The 17,061-nt window shown below is 74.4% G+C and carries 13 protein-coding genes, 1 tRNA gene, 1 other RNA gene and 2 pseudogenes; 8 read left to right on the top strand and 9 right to left on the bottom strand.

Going from position 1 to position 17,061, the window contains the following annotated elements; genetic code table 11:
- Nucleotides 1-58: 58 nt before the first annotated feature.
- Nucleotides 59-1,690 carry an ABC transporter substrate-binding protein gene (locus tag LFA75_RS14210; protein WP_225234271.1) on the bottom strand — a complete coding sequence of 544 codons (1,632 nt, stop codon included), beginning with the start codon at nt 1,688-1,690 and terminating at the stop codon, nt 59-61.
- A gap of 186 nt (nt 1,691-1,876) precedes the next feature.
- Here LFA75_RS14210 and LFA75_RS14205 point away from each other — a divergent pair, with 186 nt between their 5' ends.
- The gene (locus LFA75_RS14205) at nt 1,877-2,794 is read left to right on the top strand and encodes an aldo/keto reductase (RefSeq protein WP_225234270.1); all 918 of its coding nucleotides are present in this window, start codon (nt 1,877-1,879) and stop codon (nt 2,792-2,794) included.
- A 3-nt stretch (nt 2,795-2,797) separates the two neighbouring features.
- On the opposite strand, the gene recR is transcribed toward LFA75_RS14205, so the two are convergent.
- Nucleotides 2,798-3,391 carry a recombination mediator RecR gene (gene recR / locus LFA75_RS14200; RefSeq protein ID WP_225234269.1) on the bottom strand — a complete coding sequence of 198 codons (594 nt, stop codon included), beginning with the start codon at nt 3,389-3,391 and terminating at the stop codon, nt 2,798-2,800.
- Between the two features lie 25 nt (nt 3,392-3,416).
- Nucleotides 3,417-3,749: a YbaB/EbfC family nucleoid-associated protein gene (locus LFA75_RS14195; RefSeq protein WP_225234268.1), complete on the bottom strand. Its 333-nt coding sequence runs from the start codon at nt 3,747-3,749 to the stop codon at nt 3,417-3,419.
- A 12-nt stretch (nt 3,750-3,761) separates the two neighbouring features.
- Between LFA75_RS14195 and LFA75_RS14190 the strand changes: the two are divergent.
- Nucleotides 3,762-4,640 (top strand): annotated as a pseudogene (locus LFA75_RS14190) (N-acetylmuramoyl-L-alanine amidase).
- A gap of 4 nt (nt 4,641-4,644) precedes the next feature.
- Here LFA75_RS14190 and LFA75_RS14185 read toward each other — a convergent pair.
- Nucleotides 4,645-5,307, bottom strand: coding sequence for a TetR/AcrR family transcriptional regulator (locus tag LFA75_RS14185; RefSeq protein ID WP_225234267.1), 663 nt, complete (start codon nt 5,305-5,307; stop codon nt 4,645-4,647).
- A gap of 95 nt (nt 5,308-5,402) precedes the next feature.
- Between LFA75_RS14185 and LFA75_RS14180 the strand changes: the two genes are divergently transcribed.
- Nucleotides 5,403-6,899, top strand: a complete 1,497-nt coding sequence (locus LFA75_RS14180) for an MFS transporter (protein ID WP_225234266.1) — start codon at nt 5,403-5,405, stop codon at nt 6,897-6,899.
- Nucleotides 6,900-6,978: 79 nt separating this feature from the next.
- On the opposite strand, the gene LFA75_RS14175 is transcribed toward LFA75_RS14180, so the two are convergent.
- Both LFA75_RS14175 and LFA75_RS14170 read right to left on the bottom strand, forming a co-directional pair.
- Complete coding sequence (locus LFA75_RS14175) at nt 6,979-9,177, bottom strand: DNA polymerase III subunit gamma and tau (RefSeq protein ID WP_225234265.1); 2,199 nt, start codon at nt 9,175-9,177, stop codon at nt 6,979-6,981.
- Between the two features lie 31 nt (nt 9,178-9,208).
- Nucleotides 9,209-9,877, bottom strand: a complete 669-nt coding sequence (locus LFA75_RS14170; protein ID WP_225234264.1) for a YceI family protein — start codon at nt 9,875-9,877, stop codon at nt 9,209-9,211.
- A gap of 141 nt (nt 9,878-10,018) precedes the next feature.
- Between LFA75_RS14170 and LFA75_RS14165 the strand changes: the two genes are divergently transcribed.
- Nucleotides 10,019-11,515, top strand: coding sequence for a carboxylesterase/lipase family protein (locus tag LFA75_RS14165; protein WP_225234263.1), 1,497 nt, complete (start codon nt 10,019-10,021; stop codon nt 11,513-11,515).
- Nucleotides 11,512-12,069, top strand: a complete 558-nt coding sequence (locus LFA75_RS14160; RefSeq protein ID WP_225234262.1) for a QsdR family transcriptional regulator — start codon at nt 11,512-11,514, stop codon at nt 12,067-12,069. The genes LFA75_RS14165 and LFA75_RS14160 overlap by 4 nt, the downstream gene beginning before the upstream one ends.
- 14 nt (nt 12,070-12,083) lie before the next feature.
- Here LFA75_RS14160 and ffs read toward each other — a convergent pair.
- Nucleotides 12,084-12,179, bottom strand: an RNA gene (gene ffs / locus LFA75_RS14155) — signal recognition particle sRNA small type.
- A gap of 47 nt (nt 12,180-12,226) precedes the next feature.
- Between ffs and LFA75_RS14150 the strand changes: the two are divergent.
- A pseudogene (locus tag LFA75_RS14150) lies at nt 12,227-13,027 on the top strand (DMT family transporter); the annotation flags it as partial.
- A gap of 63 nt (nt 13,028-13,090) precedes the next feature.
- On the opposite strand, the gene LFA75_RS14145 reads toward LFA75_RS14150, so the two are convergent.
- Together LFA75_RS14145 and LFA75_RS14140 are read right to left on the bottom strand one after the other, a co-directional pair.
- Nucleotides 13,091-13,175: transfer RNA gene (locus tag LFA75_RS14145), tRNA-Ser, on the bottom strand.
- A gap of 39 nt (nt 13,176-13,214) precedes the next feature.
- Nucleotides 13,215-15,200: a CASTOR/POLLUX-related putative ion channel gene (locus LFA75_RS14140; protein WP_225234261.1), complete on the bottom strand. Its 1,986-nt coding sequence runs from the start codon at nt 15,198-15,200 to the stop codon at nt 13,215-13,217.
- 179 nt (nt 15,201-15,379) lie between these two features.
- Here LFA75_RS14140 and LFA75_RS14135 point away from each other — a divergent pair, with 179 nt between their 5' ends.
- Complete coding sequence (locus tag LFA75_RS14135; RefSeq protein ID WP_225234260.1) at nt 15,380-15,733, top strand: hypothetical protein; 354 nt, start codon at nt 15,380-15,382, stop codon at nt 15,731-15,733.
- Between the two features lie 10 nt (nt 15,734-15,743).
- Nucleotides 15,744-17,042, top strand: a complete 1,299-nt coding sequence (locus tag LFA75_RS14130; protein WP_225234259.1) for a serine/threonine-protein kinase — start codon at nt 15,744-15,746, stop codon at nt 17,040-17,042.
- Nucleotides 17,043-17,061: the final 19 nt, after the last annotated feature.

Raw genomic sequence — 17,061 nt, 5'->3', positions numbered from 1 at the left:
GCGGCCCCGGGCCGCCCCACGAGGGGGCGACCCGGGGCCGCGGGTGCGGGTGTGCGGGTCAGCCGGCGGACAGTGCGCCGTACCGGAACTTGAAGGAGGCGTCGAGGGTGTCCGACACACCCTCGACCCCGGTCCGGACGACGGCGACCTGGGCACCCTGCAGGTAGGGCACCGTGGACAGGTCCTGGGCGACCAGGTCCTGGATCTGCTCGATCAGCTCCGTCCGCTCGTCGGCGTCCGGGGTGCTGGCCTGCTGCAGGATCAGGTCGTTGACCTGCTGGTTGTCGTAGTGGTTCCCGAGGAAGTTCTCCTGGAGGAAGAACGGCGTCAGGTAGTTGTCGGCGTCGGAGTAGTCCGGGAACCAGCCGAGCTGGTAGGCCGGGTAGACGTCGGCGGTGCGGTCCTCGGAGTACTGCGTCCACTCCGTGGTCTGCAGGTCGACCTCGAACAGGCCGGTCGCCTCCAGCTGGTCCTTGATCAGCGCGTACTCGTCACCGGAGGACGGGCCGTAGTGGTCGTTGGAGTACTGCAGCGACAGCTGGACCGGGGTCTGCACGCCGGCGGCCTGCAGCGCCTGGGCTGCGGCGTCGGCGTCGGGGCCGCCCTCGCCGTCGCCGTACATGTCCTGCAGCGGGGTCGCCGCGCCGGTCAGGCCGTCGGGGACGTAGGAGTACAGCGGGGTGTAGGTCCCGCGGTAGACCTGGTCGGCGATCTCCTGGCGGTCGATCAGGTCGGCCACGGCCTGCCGGACGGCGAGGGCCTTGGCCGGGTCGGCCTCGGCGGTCGTCGCGCCGAAGGGCTGGGTGTCGAAGTTGAAGACGATGTAGCGGATCTCGCCGCCGGGGCCGTCCACGACCTCGACGTCGTCGTTGCCGCGCAGGTCGTCGATGTCGGTGGCCGACAGGCTGCGGAAGGCCACGTCGATGTTGCCCTGCTCGATGTCGAGCTTGAGGTTGGAGGCGTCGGCGTAGTAGGTCACGTCGACGTTCTCGGTCTTCGGTGCGCCGAGCAGCCCCTGGTAGTCGGGGTTGGCGGTGTAGGAGACCAGGGTGTTGAGCTCGTAGTCGGTGATGACGTACGGGCCGGCGAAGGCGTTGCCCGCGACGATGTCGTCGTCGGAGGTCAGCGCGTCGGCGGAGAAGACGTCCTCGTCCACGATCGGGCCGGCCGGGCTGGACAGGATCTGCGGGAAGATCTGGTCGTCGGCGGTCTTGAGGGTGAACACGACGGTGGTGTCGTCGGTCGCCTCGACGCTGTCCATGTTGTAGAGCAGGGACGCGGGGCCGTTCGGGTCGTTGATGGCGACCATGCGCTCGAACGTGAAGACGACGTCCGAGGCGGTGAGCTCGTTGCCGTTGGCGAAGGTCAGGCCGTCCTTCAGCACCACCGTGTACTCGGTGGGCGAGGTGAACTCGGCGGACTCGGCGATGTCGGGCTCGACGTCCGGGCTGCCCAGCGGGGTGTTCATCAGGAACGGGTAGACCTGGTTCATCACGGCGAACGAGCCGTTGTCGTACGAACCGGCCGGGTCGATCGTGGTGACCTTGTCGCTGGTGCCGATGAGCAGCGAGTCGCCGTCGCCGGAGCCGCCGCCCCCGTTGTCGTCGCTGCTGCCGCAGGCGGCCACGGACAGGGCGGTCAGGGTGGCGGCGGAGGCCGCGAGCACCCGTCGGGTGGATCGGCGCTGCATGCTGGAGGACCTGCTTTCTCGGCGGGTGTTCGCCGGACGAGCTCGTTGCTGGCGTCGCCGCGACGGGACGACGTCCCGTGGACCGGCTGTCGAGACCCTAGGTCTCCGCCATGACGGTCGTGTGACCCGGGCGGGCGATCGTCACCGATTCGAGACCTCACCGGGCGCCGGGCAGGATGGGCGCCCGTGGACGCGCAGCTGGGACTCGGACTGGCCGCGATCGGCCGCCCCGCCTACATCACCCTCGGCCGGGACGTCGACCTCCCGGCCGACCGGTCGTGGTCCGCACTGGAGGCCCGCGCGCACGAGCTGCTGGACACCGCGGCCGACCTCGGGCTGACCTGGTTCGACACCGCCCGCTCCTACGGCCGCGCCGAGCAGTTCCTGGCCGGCTGGATCCCGACGGCGCCGGGCGCCGGCACGGTGTCCACCAAGTGGGGCTACACCTACACCGCCGACGACCCGACCGTGGACGCCGACGAGGTCAAGACGCACGACCTGGCCACCTTCACCCGGCAGTGGGCGGAGTCCCGCGCCCTGCTCGGCGACCGCATCGCGCTGCACCAGGTGCACTCGCTCACCCCCGACAGCCCGCTGTGGGACGACGACGCCCTGCTGCACGCGATGGCCGAGGTGCGCGACTCGGGCACCCCGCTCGGGTTCTCCACCTCCGGGCCGCGGCAGGCCGACGCCGTGCGCCGCGGGGTCGCCCTGGAGGTCGACGGCCGGCCGCTGTTCTCCGCCGTCCAGAGCACCTGGAACCTGCTGGAGACCTCGGTCGGCCCGGCGCTGGCCGAGGCGTCGGATGCCGGGTTCCGGGTGCTGGTCAAGGAGGGCGTGGCCAACGGCCGGCTCACCGACCGCGGTCTGCCGGCGGACTCCCCCGTCCGGGCCGCCGCGGCCACGGCCGGGGTGGGTCCCGATGCCGTGGCGCTGGCCGCGGCGCTGGCCCAGCCGTGGGCCGGCGTCGTGCTGTCGGGGGCGGTCACGCCGGACCAGCTGCGCTCGAACGCCGCCGCCCGTGGACTGGTCGTCGACCTGCCCGACCTCGCCGAGGCCCCCGAGACCTACTGGTCCACCCGCAGCTCGCTGCCCTGGGCCTGAGGCTCAGATCCGGCGGCGGCCCTCGAAGGCGCGGCCCAGGGTGACCTCGTCGGCATACTCGAGGTCACCGCCCACCGGCAGCCCGCTGGCCAGCCGGGAGACCGCCAGGCCCATCGGGGAGACCAGCCGGGCCAGGTAGGCCGCGGTCGCCTCGCCCTCGAGGTTGGGGTCGGTGGCGATGATCAGCTCGGTGACCGAGCCGTCGAGCAGCCGGGTCATCAGCTCCTTGACCTTGAGGTCGTCGGGGCCGATGCCCTCGATCGGGCTGATCGCCCCGCCGAGGACGTGGTAGCGGCCCTTGAACTCGCGGGTGCGCTCGATGGCCACGACGTCCTTGGGCTCCTCGACCACGCAGATCACGTCGAGGGTGCGCCGGGGGTCGCGGCAGATGCGGCACTGCTCGCCCTCGGCCACGTTGAAGCAGGTCACGCAGAACCGGACCTCGGCCTGCACGCGCTGCAGCGAGGCCACCAGCCGCACGACGTCGGCGGCGTCGGCGGCCAGCAGGTGGAACGCGATGCGCTGCGCGCTCTTGGGCCCGACGCCGGGCAGCCGGCCGAGCTCGTCGATCAGGTCCTGGACGGCGCCTTCGTACACGGGTGGTCTCCTGGTCCCGGACCGGTCAGAAGCCGGGCAGGCCCATCCCGCCCATGCCCCCGGCCAGCGGGCCCATGGTCGACTGGGTCAGCTCGCCGGCCGCCCGGTTGGCGTCGCGCACCGCGGCCACCACGAGGTCCTGCAGCGTCTCGACGTCGTCGGGGTCGACCGCCTGGGGCGAGATGGCGATCGCGGTGAGCTCGCCGCTGCCGGTCATCGTCGCGGTCACCATGCCGCCGCCGGCGGTGCCGGTGACCTCGGCCTGGGCCAGCTGCTCCTGCGCGGCCGCGAGCTGCTGCTGCATCTTCTGGGCCTGCTTCATGAGCTGCTGCATGTCGGGCTGTCCACCGGGTCGCATGCACCCGAGGGTATGCCGTGGGTCCGACAGGCCCGTGCGACGCTGCGCGGTGTGCGGCGAGCAGCGGTCCTCCTGGTGACGACGGCCCTGCTCCTTGCCGGGTGCGGCGGTGATCCCTCCCCCGCGGCCGCGCCGTCGACCACCACGACCGCCCGGACGACGAGCAGCGCCGTCCCCCCGACGACGCCCCCGACCACGCCGGCGCCGACCACCACCGAGGCCCCTGCCCCCACCACCCCGGCCGCCCCCGCGCCCGTCGTCGTCCTCGACCCGGGGCACAACGGGGGCAACGCGGCCGCCCCGGGGGTGATCGGCGCCCCGGTGCCCGACGGCACCGGCGGGACCAAGCCGTGCAACACCACCGGGACCTCGACCGACGCCGGGTACGCCGAGCACGCCTTCACCTGGGACACCGCGCTGCGGGTGCGCGATCTCCTGGTGGCGGCCGGCGTCCAGATCGTGCTCACCCGGGACGACGACACCGGGGTGGGTCCGTGCGTCGACGTCCGCGGGCAGCTGGGGGCGCAGGTCGGGGCGGCGGCGTTCGTCGGCATCCACGGGGACGGCGCGGCCGCGGGGTCGCGGGGCTTCCACGTCCCGGCCCCCTCGTAGGGGCCCGCTGCGAGCTTGCGAGTGGTGGGGAGCGAGGGGGTCCTTCTGCTGCGCGACGCGCTCACCGCCGTGGAACCGGTGAGCGACTACCTGGGCACCGACGGGCTGGACGTCCGCGGCGACCTGGCCGGGCTGAACCTGAACACGGTGCCGGCGGTCTACGTGGAGTGCGGAAACATGCGCAACGCCGCCGACGCCGCCCTGATGAGCGGCGAGGCCGGCCGGCAGGCCCTCGCCCAGCAGCTCGCCGCGGGGGTGCTCACCTTCCTGGGCCGCTGAGCGCTCAGCGGTGCCGGCGGGCGGGGGCGACGACGCAGGCCAGGTCGTCCTCCGACGGCTGGGCGGGCGGCAGCGGGGTGGGCCCGTCCCGGCGCACCGCCAGGCCGTCGAGCACCAGGGTCACGTACCGGTCGCGCAGGTCCGAGCTGCCGGCGTCGCCGAGCTGGCTGATCATCGCCAGCGCGATCCCGAGGTCCACCTCGGTGACGTCGTCGCGGAGCACCCCGGCCTGCTGGGCGTGCCGGACCAGCGCCTCGACCGCGGGGCGCAGCCGGTCCCGGCCGGCGGCGACGCGTTCGTGCCCGCGGCCGGCGGCGGCCAGCACCTGGGCCAGCCCGCGGTCGGCCGCCTGCGCCTCGGCGCCCCAGCGCAGGAAGTCGCCCAGCCCGCGCCAGGGGTCCGGGTCGGCGGCGGCCTGCTCGACCCGGGCCACCACGGCGTCGATCTCCTGCTCGAACAGGGCCTCGACCAGGTCGCCGCGCTCGGGGAAGCGCCGGTAGACCGTGCCGACGCCGACCCCGGCCGCCCGGGCGATCTCGTCGAAGCCGGCGTCCAGGCCCTGCGCGGCGTAGACCTCGCGGGCGGCGCCCAGGATCAGCGCCCGGTTCCGCTCGGCGTCCTTGCGCAGCGGCCGGACGGCGGTGCCGGCGGACGTGACGGAGGACATGACGCCATCGTAGCCGAAGCGGAACAACCTCTCCGTTTCTGTTGCTAGCGTCTCCGGAGAACCGGAAAGACCGTTCCACTTCCTTCGGAGGACGCATGACCAGCACGACCGAGACCCCGGCCCGCCCGGGTCCGGCACCGGACCGCACCGACCGGCGCCGCTGGCTGGTGCTCGGCGTCGTCGCGATCGCCCAGCTGATGGTGGTGCTGGACGCCACGATCGTGAACATCGCGCTGCCCACCGCCCAGGCCGACCTCGGCTTCGGCAACGACAGCCGGCAGTGGATCGTCACCGCCTACGCGCTGGCCTTCGGCTCGCTGCTGCTGGTCGGCGGCCGGTTGGCCGACCTGGTCGGCCGCAAGCCCGTCTTCCTCGTCGGCCTGGTCGGCTTCGCGCTCGCCTCGGCCGTCGGCGGCGCCGCCGACGGCTTCGGCGTGCTGGTCGCCGCCCGCGGCGCCCAGGGCGTCTTCGGCGCCATGCTGGCCCCCGCCGCCCTGTCCCTGCTGACCGTCACGTTCACCGACGGCAAGGAGCGCGGCCGCGCGTTCGCGATCTTCGGCGCCATCTCCGGGGCCGGCGGCGCCATCGGGCTGATCCTCGGCGGCGCGCTGACCGAGTACCTGTCCTGGCGCTGGTGCCTCTACGTGAACGTGCCGATCGCCGTGGTCGCCGTCGTCGGCGCGCTGGTGTTCCTGCCCCGCCGCGGCACCCGCGCCGCCGGCGCACCCGGCCTCGACGTCCCCGGCGCGCTGCTCTCGGTCGCCGGCCTCGTCTCGCTGGTCTACGGGCTGGCCAGCGCGGAGACCGACGGCTGGACGGCGACGTCCACCCTGGGCTTCATCGTCGCCGGCGTCGTGCTGCTGGCCGCGTTCGTCGTCGTCGAGACCCGGGTGGCGCACCCCCTGCTGCCGATGCGCGTGCTCACCGACCGGACCCGCGGCGGTGCCTACGTCGCCGTCGGGCTGGTCGGCGCCGGGATGTTCGGCGTCTTCCTGTTCCTGACCTACTTCCTCACCCAGGTGCTGGGCTACGAGCCGCTGCCCACCGGCGTCGCCTTCCTGCCGATGATCGTCGCGCTGACCATCGCCGCGCAGACCGCGCCGGCACTGGTCGACCGGGTCGGCGTGCGGGTCCCGGTCGCCGTCGGCTTCGTCGTCGGCGCCCTGGGCATGCTGATCCTCACCACCCTGGACGTGGACAGCGACTACTGGACCGGCGTCTTCCCCGGCCTCGTCGTGGTCGGCCTCGGCATCGGCCTGGTGATCGCCCCGGCGTTCGCCGCCTCCACCCAGGGGGTGCGGTCCGACGACGCCGGCGTGGCCTCGGCCGCGGTGAACACCTTCCAGCAGATCGGTGGCTCCATCGCCACCGCGGTGCTCTCGGCGCTGGCCGCGGCCGCCGCCACCGACGCGCTGGTCGGCGTCGACCCGTCCGACCCGGCTGCGCTGCTGCAGGCCTCGGTGTCCAGCTACACCACGGTGTTCGCCTGGTCGGCCGGCATCTTCGCGGTCGGCGCGGTGGTCTGCGGCCTCCTCCTGCCGCACGGTGCGGTGGAGCGCGACCCCGACGCCGCCCCGGTCATGGCGCACTAGCAACTGATCACCCCGGGCCCATCGCTGCCTCCCGTCCAGGGAGGCATCGGTGGGCCCGGTCTCGTCGCGGCGGGAGCCGTCAGGTGATGGGGTGGGCGCCCAGCTGGGTGCGGAGCAGCTGGAGCGCGGTCTGCTCGGGGTCCACCGGCGGCGGGGCGCCCTCGGTCGACCCGGTGTCGGCGGCCCGCTCGGCCATCAGCTCGTCGGCCTCGGCGCTCTCGGCGGCCCGGGCGGCGGCGCGGGCCACCTCGGGGGCGACCGGCGGCGCACCGGCGGCCGGCTGACCCGGGGCGTCCACGATCGTCGCGACCTTCCAGCGGACACCGAGCAGCTCCTCCAGCGAGGCCCGGACGATCTCCCGGTTCAGCTCGTCGCCCATCATCTTGGCCAGCGCCGGCGAGGTGAACGACATGGTCAGGGTGCCGTTGGCCAGCCCGTGCACCTGGGCGCTCTTCATCAGCCCCTCGGTGGTGCGCTTGCGGCCGCGCACCACCTTCATCAGCTCGGGCCAGATCCGGCGGACGTCGGCGGTGGTCAGCTCGCCGTCGCCGGCTGCCGCCTCCTCCTCGGGCGGGTTGGCCGACACCAGCGGCATCGGCTCGCCCCCGCGCGGGGTGGGCGAGGACTCGGCGGCAGCGCGCGGCTCGGGCCGTGCCGCCGGCGCCGGGGTGGACGCCGGTGCCGGCGTGGGCGCCGAGGTGGCCGCCGCGGCCGGGCGGCTGGGCTGCGGCCAGTCCTCGTCGTCGGTCGGCTCGGGCGGGAGCGGGATGTCGGGCTCGTCGGTGGCGGCGGCGACCCGCGGGCGGGCCGGCGGGTCGGCGGCCGGGCGCGCGGGCGCAGCCGCCGCGGCTCCCGACCGCTGCGGCGCGGCGGAACCCGGCGCCGTCGTGACCGGCCACCCGTCCACCTCGGCCGCGGGGGCCTTCGTCGCGGGTCGCGCCGGTGGGGAACCCGGGGTGGCCGTCACCGGCCAGCCGTCCTCCTCCGCGGGGGGTTCCTGCGCCGCGGGCTCGGCGATCGGAGCGGCAACCGGCCGCTCAGCCGCCGGGGCAGCCGTCGCGGGGCCGTCCGTCGCGGGGCCGTCCGCCGCGGGAGCCTTCGCCGCGGGGGCAGGGTCCGGCGACGCAGGAGCGGGGGTCTGCGCTTCGGGAGCGGGGGTCTCCGTCGCGGCGGCAGGGGCCTCCGCGGCAGGGACGGCAGGCCGGGCCACGGGGGCCGGGCTCTCGGGCGCTGCCGCCGGGGCAGCGGNGGTCAGGCCCTCGTGCACGATGTCGGCCAGCCGGGACAGGGTGGCCTGGCCCAGCGCCATGGCCTGGCGGCTCATCAGGTCCAGCCGGTCGGGCGGGCAGTCCAGCAGCCCGTTGCCGCCGGCCTCGGGGACGGCCTCCAGCACGATCAGGTCGCGCATCCGGTCGAGCAGGTCGGTGGCGAACCGGCGGGGGTCGTGGCCGGCCTCGACGACCCGGTCGACGGCCTGGAAGACCCCGGGCGCGTCGTGCGCGGCGCCGGCGTCGACGGTCTCGTCGAGCAGCGCGTCGTCGGTGACCCCGAGCAGGCCCACCGCCGTGCGGTAGGTGACGCCCTCGGGCCCGGCGCCGGCCAGCAGTTGGTCCAGGATCGACAGCGAGTCGCGCACCGAGCCGCCGCCGGCCCGCACCACCAGCGGGAAGACCGTCGGCTCGACGGTCACGCCCTCCCGCTCGCAGGTGGACTCCAGCAGCTGGCGCAGCACGCCCGGGGGCACCAGGCGGAACGGGTAGTGGTGGGTGCGCGACCGGATGGTCGGCAGCACCTTCTCGGGCTCCGTGGTGGCGAAGACGAACACCAGGAACTCCGGCGGCTCCTCCACCACCTTGAGCAGCGCGTTGAAGCCCGCCGTCGTGACCATGTGGGCCTCGTCGACGATGTAGACCTTGTAGCGGCTGTGCACCGGGGCGAAGAAGGCCCGCTCCCGCAGGTCCCGGGCGTCGTCCACACCGCCGTGGCTGGCCGCGTCGATCTCGATCACGTCGATCGAGCCCGGCCCGTCGGGCGCCAGCGCCACGCAGGAGACGCACACCCCGCACGGGATGGACGTCGGGCCCTGCTCGCAGTTCAGCGACCGGGCCAGGATCCGCGCGGACGAGGTCTTCCCGCACCCGCGCGGACCGCTGAACAGGTAGGCGTGGTTGATCCGGCCGCCGTCGACGGCGTTGACCAACGGGGTGGTGACGTGCTCCTGCCCGACGACCTCGGCGAAGGTCGCCGGCCGGTACTTGCGGTAGAGCGCCAGAGCCACGGCACGAGGCTACGGGCACCCACCCACAGCCCTACTGGGTGAGCACGAGGAAGAACTCGACCGACCCGGTGTCCTCGACGGAGACGAAGCCCAGGTCCGGGGGCGTCACGTCGTAGTCGGCGAAGGTGACCGGGATCGACCCCGAGGCCTCGACGCCCTGGGCGGTCCGGACGACCGAGAGGTCGACCGTGACCTGCTGGGTGACCCCGTGCACGCTCAGCTCGCCGGCGACCGGCACGGTGACCGGGGTACCGGTCAGCTCGGGCAGGTCGACGGCCTGGGTCACCGCGAAGGTCGCCGTGGGGTTGGCCGCCACGTCGATCACGTTGTCCCGGAAGTAGGAGTCCCGACGACCGCTGTCGGTGGCCACCGAGGCCATGTCCACGTCGACCTCGGCCGACTGCAGGTCCCCGCCGGAGACCACCAGCGAGCCGGTGACCTGGTCGGTGGTGCCGGCGACGGTGACGTCGTCCCCGTTGAGCACCTCGTCGACCCGGTACCCGGCCGACGAACCGGCCCCGATGGTCCAGGTGCCGTCGGTGACGTCGGTCAGCGGCGCGTCGGAGTCCTGCGCCTGCACGGTCGTGGCCGGGGGCGCGTCCTCCTGGAGTGCGGCGTAGACCAGCGGGCCGGCGACGGCACCGACCGCGACCACCCCCACGACGGTCCCGGCGATGATCCACATACGTCGGCTGGGCATGCGATCTCCTCTGCTTGAACGTTCATGCAGTGAAGCAGTCGAACCTGTGCCGCTCCTGTGCGACGCACAGTCTTGACCCAGGTACGTGACCAGGGCCACAGTGCAACACATCGGGCAGGTGTTGCAACGAAGGAGACGGCGATGGACGTACGGGTCGATGGTGGCGTGGTCCGCGGGGTCGACGAGGACGGGGTCAGCCGGTTCCTCGGCGTGCCGTTCGCGGCGGCACCGTTCGGTGACCGGCGGATGGCGCCGCCCGGGCCGGTCCGGCCGTGGGACGGCGTCCGGGACGCCTCGGCCTACGGCCCGACCGTGCCCAAGGGCGACTACCCGCCGCAGTACCAGCCGCTCCTGCCCGAGCAGTCCATCCCCGGCGAGGAGTGCCTGAACCTCAACGTCTGGACGCCGACCGACGCCGTCGGCGGGGGGGCGCTGCCGGTGCTGGTCTGGATCCACGGCGGCTCGTTCATGAACGGCTCCGGGTCGGTGCTGGAGTACGACGGCACCGCCTTTGCCCGGGACGGCGTGGTCTGCGTGACGATCAACTACCGGCTGGCCGCCGAGGGCTTCCTGTACGTCGACGGCGACGCCGCGGCGGGCACGGCGAACCTGGGCCTGCAGGACCAGGTGGCCGCACTGCGCTGGGTCCGCGACAACGTCGCCGGGTTCGGCGGTGACCCGACCCGGGTGACCGTCGCCGGGGAGTCCGCGGGTGCCATGAGCGTGACCACGCTGCTGGCCATGCCGTCGGCGGAGGGGTTGTTCGCCCAGGCCATCACGCAGTCCGGGGCGGCCGCGCACACCCTCACCCCGGAGACCGGTGCCACCGTCGCCGCGACCTTGGCCGAGGCGCTCGGCGTCGCCCCGACCCGGGAGGCGATCGCCGGCGTCGAGCTGGACCTCCTGGTCAAGGCGGCCTCGGACCTGGTGGTCGAGGTGCAGACCGCGCCGGACCCGGCGAAGTGGGGCTCGCTGGCGCTGAGCCTGCTGCCCTTCGCCCCTGTGGTCGACGGCACCGTGCTCCCCGCCCACCCGCTGGAGGCGTTCGCGGCCGGCGCCGCGTCGGGGGTGAAGGTCCTGGTGGGCTCCAACCGCGACGAGGCCCGGCTCTTCCTGGTCGCGCCGGGCGCCATCGACCTGGTCGACGAGCCGACGCTGGCCGGGGGTGCGGCGGCCTACGGGCTCTCCCCCGAGGGCCTCGCGCTCTACCGGGGCAACCGGCCCGACGCCTCCCCCGGCGACGTGATGGCCGCCGTGGTCACCGACTGGTTCTTCGCCGTCCCCGCCATCCGGCACGCCGAGGCCCGCGCGGCCGGCGGCGGGACCACCTGGGCGTACCGGTTCGACCGCCCGTCGCCGGCCGACAACGGCGGGCTCGGGGCCGCGCACGCGGTGGAGATCCCCTACGTCTTCGGCACCGCGCACCTGCCCTCGGCCCGGCCGCTGGCCGGTGCCGCCCCGTCGGCGGACGTGGTGGCGACCGCGCGCGGCGTCTGGGTCGCCTTCGTGCGCGACGGCGACCCCGGCTGGGCGCCCTACACCGCCGACACCCGGACCACCGGGCTGCTCACCGAGCAGCTCACCGTGGTCGACGACCCGGACGGCGTGGAGAGGGCGGCCTGGGACGGCATCCGGTGACCCGGGACGCCCCGCCGACCGCCGTCGAGGCCTTCCGGGTGGCCCGGCGGCGGTTCGTCGCCGGGCACCGGGTCGAGCTCTCGGACGTCGCGGCCGAGCTGGGCGTCAACCGGGTGACCGTGCACCGCTGGCTGGGCAACCGGACGGCGGTGCTCACCGAGGTCGTCTGGTCGCTGACCGCACCCACCCTGGCCGGGTGCTACGACCGCGCCCCCGGCCTCGGCGGTGCCCGGGTGGCCGACGCGATGGCGGACTTCGTCCGGCTGACCGTCGAGCACCCGGGCATGCGCGCCTTCCTCGAGCGCGAGCACGAGACGGCGCTGCGGGTGCTGACCCGGCGCGACCACGACTTCCAGCGCCGGATCATCGGCGCCGTCGAGGACCTGCTCGAGCGCGAGCAGCGGGCCGGCCACCTGGACGCCGGCTACCCGCTCCCGGACCTGGCGTTCCTGGTGGTCCGGGTGGTCGAGGGCTTCGTCTACGTGGAGCGCATCGTCGGCGAGCAGCCCGAGCCCGACCGGGCCGCCCGGGCGCTGCACTTCCTGCTGCGGTGAGCGGGCCCGGAGACGCAAGGGACCCCCCGCACACCCGCCAGAGCCCGCTTATCCTTGCTGCCTTCCGGCCCTGGGGAGGTTCACAGGATGACGCCGCACGAGGGGTCTGCCGGAGAGTCTAGAGGACCGCAGCGGGAACCCGGTCGACACCGTCGTGATGATGGCCCGCGTGAGCACCTCGACCCGCGGCTTCGCCCTCGTCGTCCTGGCGGCGCTGTGCTGGGGCACCTCCGGGGTGGCCGGTGACGCCGTCCTGCGCAGCAGCGACCTGGACCCGCTGGACGTCGCCTGGCACCGCATGGCGATCGGCGCCGTCGTCCTCGTCGGGCTGCACCTGGCCCGCCGCCGGCCGCTGGGCACCCGCGGCTCGGTCGGCCGGCTGGTCCTGGTCGGCGCCGGGCTGGCGATCTACCAGTCGGCCTACTTCCTCGCCGTCGGCACCGCGGGGGTGTCCATCGCGACGCTGGTCGCCCTGGGTGCGGCCCCGCTGCTGATCGCGGTGGGCGGGACGCTGCTGGGCCACGGCCGCCCGGACCGGGCCACGGTGGTGGCGCTGGCGGTGGCCCTGGTCGGGCTGGTGCTGCTGGTGGGCGTCTCGGCCGACGCCGGCGGACGGTCCGTCGTCCTCGGCGCGCTGACCGCGCTGGGCTGCGCGGTGGCCTACGCCGCGGTGGTGCTGACGTCGTCCCGGGTGCCGGCCGGGGTGCCGACGACGACGGTCGGCTTCGCCGTCGGCGCGCTGCTGCTGACCCCGGTGGCGTTGGCCGCCGGGCTGGACCTCACCGCCGACCCGCTCGCCCTGGGCCTGCTGCTCTACCTGGGCGCGGTGCCCACCGCGCTGGCCTACGGCCTGTTCTTCACCGGGGTGCGGACGGTGCCCGCGGCGGTGGTGTCGATCGTGACGCTGCTCGAGCCGCTGGCGGCGACGGCGCTGGCCACCGGCCTGCTCGGCGAGCGGCTGGCCCCCACCGCACTGGTGGGGGGCCTGCTCATGCTCGGCGCGGTGGCCGGGCTCTACCTGCGGAGGATGGGAGATTCGAACTCCCGAGGGCTTGCACCCAACCCGCTTTCCAAGCGAGCGCCATAGGCCACTAGGCGAATCCTCCAACGTGCGCCGGCCAGACTACCGGGCGGCGCGGAGCGGTTCAGCCCCGGCTCTCCACCACCAGCACTTGGTCCTCGGCGACCAGGGAGACGGCGGTGGACTTGGGCGGGTTGAGGTGCACCGACCCGGTCGCGGCGACCCGCCAGCCCAGCACCGACTCGTCCCGCAGCGCACCGGCGGCGACCACCGAGGCGAAGGGGACGGCCTCGGTGCCGACGTAGCGGTGCGCCGGCCGGAAGGTCAGCCGGGCGCCGTCCGGGGAGAACAGGTCCAGGAACACCTGGGCCAGCTCGGTCCGCTCCGAGAGCTGGGCGAGCATCAGGCTGGTGACCTCGTCGCTGACGATCCAGTCGTCCACGCCGCCGGCCTGGGCCAGCTCGACGTCGTCCCGCTCGAGCACCTCGGCGACGATCCGCACGGCCCGGTCCCCGCCGGCCGGCCACACCCGGCGCAGCGCGAGCAGCGTGAGCAGGGTGCGGGCGTCGCCGTCGGCGGCCTCGACCGCGTCCCGGTAGCTGAGCACGATGCCCTGGTCGTAGGTCTGGTCGGCGACCAGCGCGGCCAGCTCCTCGGGCCCGGCGGTGGAGGCGAAGACCCGCAGCTCGCTGTGCCGCAGATCGGGGACCACCACGTCGGCGGGGTCCACCAGCGAGGGGTCGACGACGACGTCCACGACCGTGCCCTCGACCGCGAACTGGTCGATCTCCCGGACCACCTTGGGGCCGAGCACCGACCAGCCCACCACCACCAGGTGGGTGGGTGGGAGCACCTCGTCGGTGGCCAGCAGGGGCAGCGCGGGCTCGACGGCCCGGACGCCGGTGCAGGTGAACGTGGAGTCGTCCTCGGCCACCGCGATGACCTCGTCGCCCTCGACGAGGACCCGGGTGCCGGGCGGGTTGACCTCGACCGAGCCGTCGGCGTGCGCCAGCCCGAGCAGGGAGGCGGACTCGAAGGCGGTCAGCGCGTCGGCGTAGGTGTGCCCGGTGAGCTCGGGGAACGGCGCGAAGTAGACCTCGTCGCCGTCGAAGTCCAGCAGGTCGCGCAGCACCTGCGACAGCCCGGACTGCCGGCAGGACTGCGCGGTGATCTCGGCGATGACGTGGTCGGAGTTCACCGTCACGACCTTCTGGTCGGTCAGGGTCTGGATGCTGGCGGCGTAGACCGGGTCGGCGATCTCGGCGACCACCCGGGGCCCGCGGAAGTCGGGGTCGATCGTCTTGATGGCCAGCACGGCCTTGATCGCGTCGGCGTCGCCGGACCCGGCCGCCATCACGATCACCGAGCGGGCACCGAGCAGGTTCACCATGCGCAGGTCGTCGGCCTTCGCCGGGGAGCCGGAGCGGCAGACCACCCGGGTGCTGCCGGTGTCGCGGACCGCGGCGGACAGGGCGTCCTCCATGGTCGTCTTGTCCTCGGCGCCCAGGATCACCACCGCGGCGTCCTTCTCGCTGGAGTTGGCGATCACCAGCTCGGTCACGATGGCCGCGATCCGCGGTGACCACCCCAGGACGACGGTGTGCCCGGTCTCCAGCACGTCGGAGCGGCCCTTGCGCAGGCCCTCGATCCGCTGGTCCACGCCGTTGGCGATCAGGCCGATCAGGCTGCCGGCGATGAAGATGCCGGCCAGGGTGACCACGAAGGAGAGCAGGCGGACCGGCCAGTCGGCGTCCCCGGCGAAGGTGCCGGCGTCGACCACCCGCAGCATCGCCTGCCAGACGCCCTCGACCGGGTTCGGCACCGGCGGCCCGCCGTTGATCCCGTCCACCCTGAACGCCCAGAAGATGATGCCGAAGACGACGAAGATGCCGAACGTCAGCGCGGCCAGCCAGCCGATGACCACGGTCGGGCCCTTGGCCAGGGCGTTGTCGAACCGGTAGCGCAGCTTCTGGGAGAAGGTGGGGGTGAGCACCGGGCGCTGCCGGCGGACCGCGTGCGCCCCGGGCGCCGGGCGGGCCATCCGGTTGCGGCGGCTGACCGCCTTGCCGGGCCGGGCCGGCCGGTTCGTGGCCGTCTTGATCTCGCCCATGGTCGTGCTCCTCGTCGTGCTGCTCCCCCGACCGCCCGACGGGCAGTGATCCGGGGACACGGTAGGGCCTGGGAGAGGTCCCGTTGCGGTACCGCGACGGCTCGTCGTCCCTGGTGGTGGGCCTGCGGCGGACCGGGCACGATCAGCCCACGACCCGTCCGGACCCGTGGAGCACACCGATGACCGCCCCCCACCCGATCCGCCCCGAGGTGGTCGACGCGATCGTCGCCGCCTTGACCACGACCGACCCCGCGGGCCTGCCCGACGACGCCACCCGGGCGGAGAAGGACGCCGCGCAGGACCTGTTCTTCACCCGCACCGCGGCCGGCCGGGACCAGCGGGACCGGCAGTCGCGGGCCTGGGAGCTGCTGCTCACCCGCAGCTACGACGAGCCCCCGACCTGGGACCGGTTGTTCGACGACCTGCCCACCGGCACGGCGACGGAGCTCGGCGAGCTGTTCGACGCGCTGCCCGAGGGGGCGCAGGCCGAGTACGCCCGCCGCTACGGCGCGCCTGCGTCCGGACGGCGGTAGCGTCCCGGCGGTGACGACCCCCGCCGAGGTCGGACCGGGGTACCGGGTGGCCGGCCGCTACCGCCTCGACAGCCGCATCGCCGGCGGCGGCATGGGTGCGGTCTGGCTGGCCACCGACGAACGGCTGGGTCGGCAGGTCGCGGTCAAGCAGGTCGTGCTGCCGGTCGGCGTATCGCCGGAGGCCGCGGCCGAGCAGCGGGCCCGCACGATGCGCGAGGGCCGGATCGCCGCCCGGATCACCCACCCGCACGCGATCAGCGTCTACGACGTGGTCGACGACGGCGGCTCGCCGTGGCTGGTCATGGAGCACCTGCCCTCGCGCAGCCTGGCTGCGGTGCTGTCCGCCGACGGCGTGCTGCCGGTGCAGCAGGTCGCCCAGATCGGCGCCCAGCTGGCCGACGCCCTGGTGGCCACGCACGCCGCCGGGATCGTGCACCGGGACGTGAAGCCCGGCAACGTGCTCGTGGGTGAGGGCGACCGGCTCGAGGGCCTGGTCAAGATCACCGACTTCGGCATCTCGCACGCCACCGGCGACGTCCGGCTGACCCAGACCGGCATGGTCACCGGCACCCCGGCCTTCCTGTCCCCCGAGGTGGCCCGCGGCGAGGAGCCCGGCGCGGCCGGCGACGTCTGGTCGCTGGGCGCCACGCTATTCACCGCCCTGGAGGGCGACCCGCCCTTCGGCAGCAGCGGCAACTCCCTGGAGCAGCTGTACCGGGTCGCCGCCGGGCAGTTCGACCCGCCGGTGCGCCCGGCCCGGCGCCGGTCCCGGACGCCGCTGGTCCTCGCCGCGCTGGTGGCCGTGCTGGTGCTGGCCGGCGGCGGGACGTGGCTCGCGCTGCGGGACACCGGCAGCGGGACGGCGGCCGCCCCCACCACCACCACCGCGACGACCACGACCGACGCGCCGCCCCCGGCCGTGGCACCGCCCACCACGGCGGAGCAGACGACCAGCGCACCGCCGACCACGACGGAGGCGCCGACCACCGAACCCGACGTGGTCACCGCCGCCGAGGTGTCGCAGTTCGTCACCGACTACTACGCGCTGCTGCCCGACGACCCGGACAGCGCCTACGGCCTGACCGGCCCGACGCTGCAGGGGGTGTCGAGCCGGGGCAACTACAAGTCGTTCTGGAAGCGCTTCGACGAGGTCGTCCTCGGCCCGGTCAGCGCCACCGACGGCTCGCTGGTCGCCACCGCGCAGGTGACCTTCGTCGAGGACGACGAGGAGCAGGTCGAGCAGCACCAGTTCACCCTGGTCGAGGGCCCCGACGGCACCCTGCTCATGGACCGGGACATCCCGCTCTGACCGGGTCGGGCCCGGGGCA

This window comes from Klenkia terrae (genome assembly GCF_900491935.1).
GTDB lineage: Bacteria > Actinomycetota > Actinomycetes > Mycobacteriales > Geodermatophilaceae > Klenkia > Klenkia terrae.
This window is presented reverse-complemented; position numbering and strand designations above follow the sequence as displayed.

Excerpts from the sequence above, each read along its gene's own strand:
- LFA75_RS14180 (WP_225234266.1), top strand. The coding sequence starts at position 5,403 with ATGACCAGCACGACCGAGACCCCGGCCCGCCCGGGTCCGGCACCGGAC.
- LFA75_RS14185 (WP_225234267.1), bottom strand. The coding sequence starts at position 5,307 with ATGTCCTCCGTCACGTCCGCCGGCACCGCCGTCCGGCCGCTGCGCAAG.
- LFA75_RS14165 (WP_225234263.1), top strand. The coding sequence starts at position 10,019 with ATGGACGTACGGGTCGATGGTGGCGTGGTCCGCGGGGTCGACGAGGAC.
- LFA75_RS14210 (WP_225234271.1), bottom strand. The coding sequence starts at position 1,690 with ATGCAGCGCCGATCCACCCGACGGGTGCTCGCGGCCTCCGCCGCCACC.
- LFA75_RS14195 (WP_225234268.1), bottom strand. The coding sequence starts at position 3,749 with ATGCGACCCGGTGGACAGCCCGACATGCAGCAGCTCATGAAGCAGGCC.
- LFA75_RS14170 (WP_225234264.1), bottom strand. The coding sequence starts at position 9,877 with ATGCCCAGCCGACGTATGTGGATCATCGCCGGGACCGTCGTGGGGGTG.
- LFA75_RS14135 (WP_225234260.1), top strand. The coding sequence starts at position 15,380 with ATGACCGCCCCCCACCCGATCCGCCCCGAGGTGGTCGACGCGATCGTC.
- LFA75_RS14140 (WP_225234261.1), bottom strand. The coding sequence starts at position 15,200 with ATGGGCGAGATCAAGACGGCCACGAACCGGCCGGCCCGGCCCGGCAAG.